Consider the following 12,279-nt stretch of genomic DNA (forward strand, 5'->3'; position numbering starts at 1 on the left):
ATTATTTTCTTCATCACAGGAAAAGCTATTTTGCTTTTCCCAATTTCTCTTCCAACATTTTGATAAAATAGCCCCCGACAACGGATCTTGCTTTAAATCCAGCTCTCTTAGGACGGTCTGTATACGTCCAATCCGACATGGGAACACGATCTGTTGTTTCGTTCATAAAATGGTAGACTGGCTTTAAAAATGCCTCAAAGGTAGGCTTGTCATTTGCCATGGTCGCCGTCCAAATAATCCAATCGGTTTTGGTATAAGGCTGACGATTGTCCAGGGGAAGTCCGTATTTATTTTGTTTGCCGAGATAGTATTTAATTTCAGTTTCACGAATAGAGGGGTCAAAAATATCCATCTTAAGCAATTTATCCCAGACCATATTATACTTTTGGCTCCAGGTTCCGGTTTTATCAAAAGTCAACTTATAGTGATCCCCATCTTCAGCCATCTCTTTCCATTTCATAGCCATTGCTTTTGCTTCGGTCAGATACTTTTTCGCCGTAGCCTCTTCACCAAGCATTTGGGCTAGATAACCGTAAGATGCAATACCTAAAATAGCTTTAATTGATAAATTGGCATTATGTGCAAAATGGCCCGCGAAATCATCTGTGCACAACTGATTTTCGGGGTCAAGGCCTTTATCTACTAAATAATCTACCCAGGTAGACAACACTTTCCAATGTTTTTTGGCATAAGCTGCATTTCCTTCGACCTTTGCTAAAGCATAAGTTAATATCAACATATTTCCCGATTCTTCGACAGGCATATCTCCACCGTAAGTTTGGCCATTCGCCAAAGGGTAGGTCCCAACATCATGCGCAGCAAAAGGTTTTGTCCATTTATTGCTTTCACTATAATAAAAAATGGCATTCATTAGTGCTTTTGCCAGTTCTGGATTATAGTAAAGGAAAATCGGAGCCGAAGGATAGGTTACATCAACAGTTCCTATTGACCCATTGCTATCATTTTCTTTGGACAGTAAAAGCAGATCGCCATTAGGTGCTTTTACAAGTTTATGAGCGGCGATTGCCTGCCTATAGGCCAAGGCACACAATGCAGCATAGTCCTCACCTCCGTTGCGCAAAGCTGTACCCCATAATTCGGCATCAAATTTATCAGCAGCCTTTTTGAGAGCCGTATACTCTTTGTCGGCCAGTTCAAATTGCTTCTCAATGGAACTATTTCCATTGGTATTCCAATAAGGTCGTAAATTTTGTCCAAAATATTGGATGGAGTACAGGTCATCATACCCCAACAAGATCTTATCCTGGTAGCTTGATGAGACATCAAAAGTTTGCATCAGTGCCAATTGTTGTCCTCCATTTGAAGAAGAGCTGTTTTCACTTTTCAGAAAATTAGACCGTAATTGATGGCTACTTCCGACCGCGGACTTTGTCTTTGATTTTGCGCCAGCCATATAGAAATACCCCCAATCTATCCGTAGGTCGTCACCTTTCCTTCCTAGAACCTGCTGGCTTTTGCTTCCTGTCTTTACAAACTGGAGATTTCCTGAAACAAAGGAACTGCTTGCAGCATCTTGAAGTGGAGAATTCAGTGCCCAATTTGGTGCTGCCTCCAAATAAAGTTGTACCTGGTGTTTCTTGCCATCCTTCGCATGGACCGTATAGGAAAGATAATTTACGGGTCTAGCCATTAAGTCCAATTTATCCAGAAACATCGGCGCGGTAAATGTAATATTTAAATCGACCGGCCCGCAGTTAAACGAATAATATGTTTGTGTTGCCTGCACATTGGAAGCGATCTGCTTCGCTTCATTGTCGAATTGAATACTACCATCTTTTTCTGTAAAGAGTCCAAAATCAAAATATCCATTCGCAACCCTATTATAGCAATAACCCGCGAGTATATTTTTTCCTTTCTTCAATGTTTTCACGACATGATCGGGCAGCTTGACCCGACTATTTTTACCTGTCGAATTGCCTGTATTAGCAACCTCAATACCGTTGACGTACAAAATAGCGTCATCGTCATGTGTAAATTCGATATATACGGATTTGCCCGTAAGATCCTCACTCAGTTCAACTTCCCTTCTAACCCAAATTTTAGACTCCTGCCAATCAGTCTCCACATTGGGTTCTTTATCCTTGGTACCGAATGGCGCTGCCCCCGTCTTCCATTGCCGTGCATCAAATGAAGGTTTCATCCAGTCTGGGGCGGGTTCATTGACAACATAACTTCCGGTCCAAGCCGCATGTTCACCCATCCGTGCCAAAGGCAAGAGTTCAGCTTCTTCTTTACCTAAGAAGCGATAGGATTTCCCATCCACTTTAAGGACGCCCAATAAGGGGAAGGATTTTCCGGTCCAATGGCGTACAACATCCGCATTCAATTCGTTGCTATAGGACCAGGCACTTGTATTGGGGTCAATTGTTACTAAAGGATAGGCAGGCGCGCGAAGATCATTCTTAAGGACTTGTTTTTGTGCAAACGACGATACCGATTGACATACAATAGCCGTTGCAATTAGTAATTTTAATTTCATTGATTTTGTATAAAATAGGTTTAGGTTGACAGGTATACTTTCAGCGATAAATTTAGGCCGCAACCCGTGTTGCGGCCATATCGCTATCAATTATTTGGTAGGTGCATTATAAAGCGCCTGATGTGCAGCTTTCAATTCTGCTTCAGGCATTTTGACAACTTTACGATCATAGGTCATCAAACCATTTGTTTCTACTTCCACATCTGTCGTCTGTGTATAAACAGCGGCAGACAATCCCATAGGAATTAGACGTGTCAAGTCATGGATCAGGCGTTTATAGCGCTCCAATAATTCCGTTTTATTTTTAAAACTTTGGTATCCCCAATTGTCTTTTTGTTGCCAGGAGTGCCCATCGATCGGTAATCCCAGACCACCAAACTCACCCAATGCAAGCACTTGTTTGGCGCCGAATAAATTTGGATCAGGCATGGCTGCATCGGGATAATTGTGGATATCCAAGATATGTCCAGTTTCCATAAAATTACCACCGCTGGCACTATTTACGAGTCTTGAAGGGTCATTGGCCATTGTCCATTCCGTTATTTCCTTCGTTTTGAATTGCCCCCAAGCCTCATTAAAAGGTACCCAAATGACGATGCTTGGATAGTTGTGCAATACCTCCATAATGGTTTTCCATTCTTTTCTGTAATACCCTTCAGATTCCTGCGAACGTACTTTATCCCTATTTCCTCCCGAAATCTTTCCTGGTTGCATATCCCAATGGTTTCCGCCAAGATCGCCGCTAGGCATATCTTGCCAGACAAGCATACCTATACTATCGCAGTAACGGTACCAGCGCGCCGGTTCTACTTTGATATGTTTACGGATCATATTGAATCCCATTTCCTTTGTTTTGACAACATCAAACTTCAGCGCTTCATCCGTTGGTGCTGTATGTAGACCATCTGGCCACCAGCCTTGATCCAATGGACCATATTGGAAGGTAAACTTATTGTTTAGCATTAAACGTTGAACACCATTTTCGTCTTTCTGCATGGCTATTTTCCGCATGGCAAAATAGCTTTTCGCCTGATCTACGACTTTTCCTTTTCGAATCAGCTGAATTTCTAGATCATAGAGCTTAGGGTTACTTGGGGACCATGGCTCCAGATTAGGTACCGAAAGATCGAAAGATGTATTCGGTTGTCCTGTTTGTTCTTTAATAACCTTTCCGCCATCCAATGCACGCACCTTTATTTCGTCACCGGCTTGACTTCCTTCTACGGAAGCCTGAAAGGCCAAGACTCCATCGTCCAAACGCGGAGTCTGTTTGGTACTCACGATGTAAGTTTGGGGGACACTTTCTAACCAAACGGTCTGCCAAATTCCCGTCACTGGTGTATACCATATACCATTCGGCTTGTTCACCTGTTTACCCCGTGGTTGTGGACCATCATCAGTCGGATCCCATACCCGAATAGCTATTTCCTGTTTTGCGCCTTTCTTTAGAAAGCTTGTCACGTCCATCGAAAATGGATCAAAACCACCTTCATGTCTTCCGACCAATTGGTTATTTACATACACATCACATTGCCAATCTACGGCACCGAAATGCAACAGAACCTTATTTTTATTGACAGACTTGTCCAATGTTATGGTATTATTATACCATAACGCTTTATCTTTTCCGACCTCTTTACCAACACCGGACAATGCCGATTCAATAGCAAAAGGAACAAGGATATTGCCGTCCCATTGACGAGGAATCTCTTTAGTACCTACTGGAGTGACAGCATATTTCCATAATCCATTTAAATTCTGCCAGTTATTGGTTCTGGTTAATTGTGGTCTAGGATATTCAGGATGTGGCTTTTGTGCCGTTACTCTCTCGCCCCAAGCGGTTAATATATGTGACCCTGCGGGTTTCCAATCCTGAGCAAAGTTCAATTGTGCTGCCATCATCAAACTGGCAAAAAGTAAGGTTTTCTTCATCATAAAAAATCGTTAAGTCATTAATTTATATATCGTATTTACATTATTTCACAGTTGGAAAAGCAGCAATGCGCAAACGTGCTGCTCCCATGGGAATCAATTCAACTTCCTGCACCTCGCCCTTGCTTTCCACCGGACTCAGGGGCAATACGCCCGTTAGTCCATTTTCATCAATTTTCCATCCATCAATACGTTTCGCTTTCACAAGAATCGAAATAGGTACTGCTTCTGCGTCGAAAGGAAATGCATCTTTAGGCCATGGTCGTTTGACCACTTTTAGTTGGTCAACAGCTTGTAGCTGATTTTGTACAAGTCCATAATTCCAGTCACTTGCAGGAAGGATTTCATAGGATGGCCATTTTGATGGATCTGCAGTCTCCTGCCATTTAGAATCCCCAATTGCCGAAGCCTTACTATCCTTTTTCACATAATTCTCTTTGATTTTGAGTGCATAGGTCAGTGGGCCACGCTGGATACTAACTGAATTTTTATTGGCAGTCCATGTTTTCAGATCTATGGTCATCGGCAAGGAGAGTTCGACCTTGTCGCCGTCTTTCCATTTCCGTTCAATCCGAATATATTTTGCTCCAGCTTCTATAGCCTGACTTTTACCATTAACCGTTACTTTGGCTTGTTTCGCCCAGGCAGGTATACGGAGATAAAAGGGAAAATCAACCGTTTTAGCCTGTGTTCCTATTTCAAATCGCAGCGATTCTTCAAATGGGTAATTGGATTCTTGTCTAATCTGAATGGCTTGATTGTTTCCGACTTTGATTTCAGCTTTTGATGCGGCATAAAGTACTGCCGCAACACCATTATCATTTGTTGCCATATACAGATGCTCCGCGTAATATGGCCAGCCCTGACTGTGGTTATGTTGACAACAACGTGAACTGAAAGGGTTCATCATTAAAAATGGCCCATTATTATCAATCCCGGGAGCATGATTATGGCTATCGCTGATAGTCATATTAGGGCTCGTGATATAGCGTAATGCTTTAAAATCGGCTGTCACAGCTGCTGGGTAGGTATTAAAAGCAACTTCCTCCGCATGATCCGCCCAAAAAGGATCGCCTGTTATCCCGAGAAGGATTTCATTGGAAGCCATCTGCTCCACCATTCCACAGGTTTCCACACCCTGACGGGGATCGGTATATCCCGGACGTGCATTTTCATCGGCACCGAACATGCCGCCCGGAACCTGACCAAATACTTGTCTGACAAAATGAAAATTATCGTAGGTTGCGTTAAGATCTGCAGTCGACTGGCTTTTCAGATAATAGGTTGCTGGCTCTCTAAAACACTGCGCTACGTTGACATTATGCCAATTGGGCAAATCATCTTTCTGCCGCCAATTGGCTGTATTCCGATGGATTTTATCCGCTAAATCCATCAACCATTCATTACCTTGTGTTCTGTTATAGAGCCAATATACGGATAGCAAATTGTCACCACCACGACTGTTTTCCCAATAATCCTTGAGAAAAAAACTATCCGGCAAATTGGCCTGCCATTTAAAATAATTGGTCATCAACGTTAAAACACGCTGGTCACCGCTATATTCATAATAGGACTGCAAACACCATAGCATCAACATATTTCCCCAAAGATCCGGTTTGTTATTACGTAGGATCAATGGTCCAAAGTATCCATCAGGACGCTGGCTTTTTAGCGCAGCCTCTAACCAAATTTTTGACTCTCCTATTATCTTAGGATCTTTTAAGATGTAGCCCAAATTAGCGTAGCCTTTTAACCAATAAGGAACTTCTTCCCAGCCATAATCTCCTTTCCCATCCGTACTTAACCAAGCGTTATTTTTCTTCGATAGCCAAGCGCTAATTTCTCCCAGATGGCCTGTAAGACCATCTTTCTGCAGCTCCAGATACTTCCCGAGCCAACCTTCCGGGACAATACTGCCCACGGGTAATTTTAGCAAGGCATTCTGTCTTAAAGGAGCCCTATTATTCAGATATTGCGTATTCTTTCCGGTTAATGGTAATTGGTCTACAGCTGTTGCTATTCCCGTTTGTGCAGTCGTAACAAGACCGATGCCCATTAATAGGCTTAAAAAGCTAAATTTTTTGATCATTGTTATTTCAATTTCTTAGGTGAACTATCGTATAGCGCCTCGGTGATACCGCTTATCTTCAAGCCCACGCGCGCATACACTGCAGCATTCTTGGTCAAAATATCTTTGATATCCAGCTCCAGATCGACATGCCCCGAACTAATTCCAGTTTTTTCCATCTTATAAGTATATTGACCCAAATCCACGAATTTTGTATCATTGACCAACAAGGTGGCAAAATCAATCGTTCTTGAAGCATCTATTGTCTTGACGTCAAAAGAAGCTTTCAGCATATTCCCTTGAACATTATAGGTAATATTACTCATGGTATAATAAGGTTTAACCGGGTACTCGATGCTTGTATTGCCCCTCACATCAACCAGCACTGTATCCGCACTATTCAGCCAGGGGCCATTTCCGCTGGTTGCCACCAATTTGTACTGCCCGTCGAAGAGTTTTGCCGCAAATGAACCGTCCTGCGTCACATACACATTAATAGCAGATCGAAGCGGAAAACCATCTTGCCATAGCTGAAGTGAAACGGACTGGTTTGATCCTCTTACTCCTAGAGGTTCTGAATTGTAGGTTACACGACCGTTCAGTGTACTTTTAGGGGCATCATAGTTATCTTTGCCACAAGCAAATACACCTACGATCAAACACAAACTGACTATTAATTTACAAAAAAAAAGTTTTCATAAGGATAATGCTATTGATAAGGATTTCGAACTAACTTCGGATTGTTATTAATCCAATCTTGATCGATGAAATTATAATAGTTCTGATATTTAAAATTTCGTGGATAGAGCGTATGACTCGATTTCTGTTTCTCAAAAACCCATTTACCATCGTTCGGATCCCCCGGAGCATATATTTTGTATGGAAATAGGGCATAGTGTACCGCATTGTAATTATCAGCGCTTCCGTTCCAGATTTCATGGGCAATCCGCAAACGCTTCAGATCCCAATAACGATGATCTTCGAAGGCAAATTCAACCCGGCGCTCCTGAATAATATCATTCAGGGAAATGGTTGTCAATGCCTGTATCCCCGCACGCTCCCTAATCTTATTGACATATCCCGTCAACTCGGCTTGCGGTTTACCAAGTTCAAGCCCCGCCTCTGCAGCGATCAACAAAAATTCAGCATAACGGAAGCGCACAAACCAAATATCCGACCCACGCCCACGAGTAGAGGCATCTTTATTTTCGTCGATAAATTTCCGGATATTAAATCCAGTTTTGTTGACATACATATCGTTGGAAGTCGTAGGTCCATCTTTGCTTGTAATAATTCCTCCGAATTTGGAATCTGAAGTACCGGGTATTGCGGTCATCGTCTTCCAAACACCTCCTTCTTTATATCTAACGCCTGCTTGGTAAGTGATTTTGGTACCAGCAAAATCAGCACCAGAGTAAATCACAGTACCATACAGACGCGCGTCCTTATGGGCGAATATCTCTTCGGGATTGTTATAGTAAATGTAATCTCCCGTAGCAGTCTTCGTTTTCAATGCTCCATTTCGATCATCTGTATATTCAAATGCTTCCACCAAATTTAAAACAGGCGTAACAAAATTGGCATCAATATCTCCACGGACGGATGAGGCAATGTTATTGTTGGTGAAAAAATGTGTTTCACCTGGATACGCATAATCCTTGGCCCAAATAACTTCATTGCTACTTGATTTTGAACTTACAGCAAGATAGAAGTTCTTTCCTTTATCGGCATTTCCATTATAGAGGGCATAAGGGCTATTATTGATAATATCCAATGCTGATTCGTAAGCAATCTCGTAATATTTATTGACGTCCGCCGCAGGGATTCCCACCTCGTTACCTGCTGTTTTGACGTCTGGCGTTTTATAGTTATACTTCGCTATTGAGGCGGCGTATAGACTGGCGCGCGCCTTAAGTGCCAAAGCTGTCCATTTATTAGCTCTAGCTGAATTTATGGTTTTCTCTGTACCGAGCATTTTAGCGGCTTCGGTACATTCGTTAATCACGTAATTATAACTCTCTGCTTCTGTTGATCGCGGTGTCTGCAACTCTGCTGGATCCATGCCGCCAGTATAATCATAGATCTTATCACCCACCAAAGGAACTCCGCCCAAACGCTTGATCATATTAAAGTAGGTCCAAGCACGAATAAATCTGGCCTCGCCTTCGATGCTCTTTTTATTATTTTCGTCCAATGATGATTGACGAACACCTACGATAAATTGATTCAGATTGCGAATCAGTTCATAATCGTACATACGCCAAAAGTCATTCGGAAATTCCTGCATCGTATTGGGGCCACCGCTTGAAAATCCTGCCTCATCTAACATCGCAAAAGATCCATTGTCTCCAAATTGCTGTCCCCAGCTAATCCGCCCATAATAATTCGCTAGAACAGATTTTATCATATTCTGATCCGAAAATATCTGATCGTCGGTAAAAATAGCCTGTGATTCCCGTTCCAAAAATTTATTGCAGCTTGAAAATGTACATACGAGACATACACCCAATAAAATAACGTTCTTATTTATCATCTTATTAAAAAGTTAAGGTAACACCAACGTTTATAACTTTGTTTGTTGGGTACTGAACGCCCGAATCACTTGTGATTTCTGGATCGATCTTCATATCACCCAAATTATCTATGCTAAACAGATTCTGCATCATGGTATATATCCTCAATTTCTGAATTCCTCGAGGTTTCATCCATTTCTCCGGTAAAGTATATCCGATCTGCAGGTTTCTTAATTTCAAATAGTTGACATTGGTAAGCCAGAAGTCGCTATGCCAATAATTACTATGATCTCTATTTCCTTTAATTAATGTAGGGTACTTTCCTGGGATCAAGGCACTATTTGGATCCGTAATATCGCTCAGCATCCACTGGTTTTCCATATAGTATTGCGGATTGTTGCCACCATCATGGAAAGGGAAAACAGCTTCATAACTGGGATTAAAAGAAGCAAAAGCTGCTCCGGTGAAATCCATTGCCAAATCAAATCCCTTAAATTGGCCGCCAAGGTTAATTCCGTAATTGAAATAAGGAAGACCGCCTTGTCGATATCCGATTGGCCGTTCATCCAGCTCGTTGATCACTTTATCGCCATTAATATCTTCATACTTAATATCACCCGGCCGTAATGATGAGTTACCTTTACGGTCATTGTCTATATCATAATTGGCAATTTCTTCCCACGACTGGAATTGTCCAATGGAATGTAATCCCCAATTGAGAAAGGCATAACGGTCATAGATCGATTTTCGATATTGATCCAAAGAGTTTCCAAAACGTGGTTTATATTGTTCGCCGTCAGTTTGCCGTGCGAAAGTGAAATTACCGCCTACGAAATAGTTAAATCCATTGACGCTACTCCGCCACATTAATGATCCATCGATACCTTGATGAATATCCGAATTCAGATTTTCATAAGGTAAACTAAAGCCTACTTCATTCGGTATCAATACATCTTCTCGCTTGGCAGGCAGTCCTGTTCTTTTTCGACGGAAGACATCTACCGAACCTGTTAATTTACCTTTTAGTGTACTAAAGTCCAAACCAACATTTAGCATATGGGCCTGAATCCAAGAAAGCGTTTTAACGGGAAGGCCACGTGCTTGAGAACCGATAACATACTTCCCGTCAATTGTTGAACCGACGATATTTTGATAGCCATCACGGACTGGTTTTCGGAAATAATTATATCCACTTAGATAACCAAAAGCAAAATATTCCCAGGCATCCAAATTATCATCGCCCAATACACCGTAAGATCCCCTTAACTTCACATCGTCAAATACCTTTCTCATACCTTCAGACCAGAACTTTTCAGATGAAACACGCCAGCCTGCAGATACCGAAGGGAAAAATCCCCATCGGCTTCCTGGCGCGAATTTCCATGAACCGTCATAGCGCGAAGAAAGCTCCAAAAGATACTTCTGGTCATAATCATAATTGACCCGCCCTGCAAAACCGGCTCTCGCCTGGGTATTCACTCCAGTATCATTGTAGGTGTCCATCGTCTGAAAATAGATCAAACTCAAGGCATTAGAGGCTGGACGATCGTGTACATAAACATCTGGATTATCCCTTTTTATGGACTCCGCAGCAAGCACAGCATTGATTCCATGTTTGCCGAATCGCTTGTTATAATTTAAGGTAAATTGGGTTGAGATTTCTTCAACCTGCGAAATAGATCTCTCCCGCCAAGGGTTGTCCATGCTAAAAGTTACCGGGTACGTATCTGTCTTCTCATCGTAGCCATATAGTTTATAGGTAAACTCCTGATTATCCATCCATTTATTAGCCAAATAATAGCCTACTGTTCCCTTAGCGATCAAATCATTTGTGATCTTATATTCCGCATTAAAATTTAACTGCATCACCCGCCATTTTTCCTGATAAGTACCGGACAGATCATAATTCAGCATCGCAAAGTTAGTTTCCGCATTGGGCGATGTCTGCGTTGGATATAAAGGATTGTCGTTGGCAAAAGGCCGTGCAGTAGGCAGGTTGCGATATATCGCAAATAAAGCCTGCCAAGTATCGTCAGCACCAGGTACGCCCGGTTGTTTGCGCTGTTCGATCCGCCCATTCAAATTAGCACCAATCTTTAATCGTTTTGATACGTTCGCGTCAATATTCATCTGCACATTGGTACGATTGAAGCCGCCGTAATTACGAATGATGGACTGCTGGTCCAGATGCCCTACACTCAGGTAATAATTAATTTTTTCGGACCCACCACTGACATTACCCGAGATATAAGTTTGTGGGCTAGTTTTGAGAATATAATCATACCAATCAAAAGGACGATATCCCTTCTCGGTACCTTGTTGCCATTTTTCGAGATCTGCCAACGTATATTGTGGATGTTCAGTTCCGAGAATAGCATCAGACTGAATATAGCTTTTGATATAAGTACTGGCATCGGCTGGCTTGGGAAAACGAAACATACTCTGCCAGCCATAATATGAATTGATATTAAAGGTATTATTATCGCCACGCTTCCCCTTCTTTGTCGTCACCACAACAACGCCGTTGGCAGCACGCACACCATAAATAGCAGCAGACGCATCCTTTAATACCGAAACCGATTCAATATCATTGAAATCTAAATTATTGAACTGCCCTTCATCCTTTTGAACACCGTCGATCACATATAAGGGTGTCCCCATATTGCGGATACTAATTCCTGTTGGAGCTCCAGGACGCCCATCCGACATCCTGCTGTTAACACCGGCGATCTTCCCTACTAAGGCTCCAGACGTTGTTGTAGCAACAGATCTGGAGATATCCTGAGAAGAAATTGCGGTGATTGCACCGGTAACGGATTCTTTCTTCTGCGTACCGTAACCTACAACGACCACTTCATCAATGCGCGAATTTTCATCTTCCAAAGTGATTGCCAAGTCAGCGATTGCCATCACTTCTTTGGAAAGGTAGCCTACAGATCTTATGGTCAAAAGTTCACCGGCATTGACACCTGTCAAGTTAAAATTACCTTTGGCATCTGTTGAGACTGCAATATTGGGTTTGGATTTCAATGCGACCGTCGCTCCTACAATAGGATTGCCATCCTTATCCTTAACAACCCCTTTTATTGCTTTTTGCAACTCGATCCCCCCTGGAGAAACTGGAATTAAATTAGCTCCCTTTGCTAAGGGGATAAAACTGCTCGCACAGCAGAGCAATGTAGCAGATATTGGCAGACATTTAAGACCCTTAAACATACCTAGATTGATTAGTTTGTATAATTGATTTGTCCAAAATTAAGATATAT

6 protein-coding genes are annotated in these 12,279 nt (G+C 42.1%); all 6 read right to left on the bottom strand.

The genetic code is table 11. The annotated features are described in order from the left end of the window. Positions 1–25 precede the first annotated feature (25 nt). The 6 genes from BV902_RS20050 to BV902_RS20075 all read right to left on the bottom strand — a co-directional run bounded on the left by BV902_RS20050 (position 26) and on the right by BV902_RS20075 (position 12,229). On the bottom strand, positions 26–2,500 hold the full coding sequence (locus BV902_RS20050; RefSeq protein WP_075994889.1) for a glutaminase family protein: 2,475 nt from the start codon (positions 2,498–2,500) through the stop codon (positions 26–28). A 90-nt stretch (positions 2,501–2,590) separates the two neighbouring features. After that, complete coding sequence (locus BV902_RS20055) at positions 2,591–4,435, bottom strand: glycoside hydrolase family 2 protein (RefSeq protein WP_237241742.1); 1,845 nt, start codon at positions 4,433–4,435, stop codon at positions 2,591–2,593. Between the two features lie 40 nt (positions 4,436–4,475). Beyond that, positions 4,476–6,521 carry a beta-L-arabinofuranosidase domain-containing protein gene (locus BV902_RS20060; protein ID WP_075993461.1) on the bottom strand — a complete coding sequence of 682 codons (2,046 nt, stop codon included), beginning with the start codon at positions 6,519–6,521 and terminating at the stop codon, positions 4,476–4,478. A 2-nt stretch (positions 6,522–6,523) separates the two neighbouring features. Further along, on the bottom strand, positions 6,524–7,165 hold the full coding sequence (locus BV902_RS20065) for a DUF3823 domain-containing protein (RefSeq protein ID WP_172840713.1): 642 nt from the start codon (positions 7,163–7,165) through the stop codon (positions 6,524–6,526). Positions 7,166–7,209: 44 nt separating this feature from the next. After that, entirely contained in the window at positions 7,210–9,033 is a 1,824-nt protein-coding gene (locus BV902_RS20070) for a RagB/SusD family nutrient uptake outer membrane protein (protein ID WP_075993463.1), read from the bottom strand. A 4-nt stretch (positions 9,034–9,037) separates the two neighbouring features. Next, positions 9,038–12,229, bottom strand: coding sequence for a SusC/RagA family TonB-linked outer membrane protein (locus tag BV902_RS20075; protein ID WP_083663683.1), 3,192 nt, complete (start codon positions 12,227–12,229; stop codon positions 9,038–9,040). Positions 12,230–12,279 lie beyond the last annotated feature (50 nt).

It is taken from the genome of Sphingobacterium sp. B29, from assembly GCF_001952815.1.
Classification (GTDB): Bacteria; Bacteroidota; Bacteroidia; order Sphingobacteriales; family Sphingobacteriaceae; genus Sphingobacterium; species Sphingobacterium siyangense.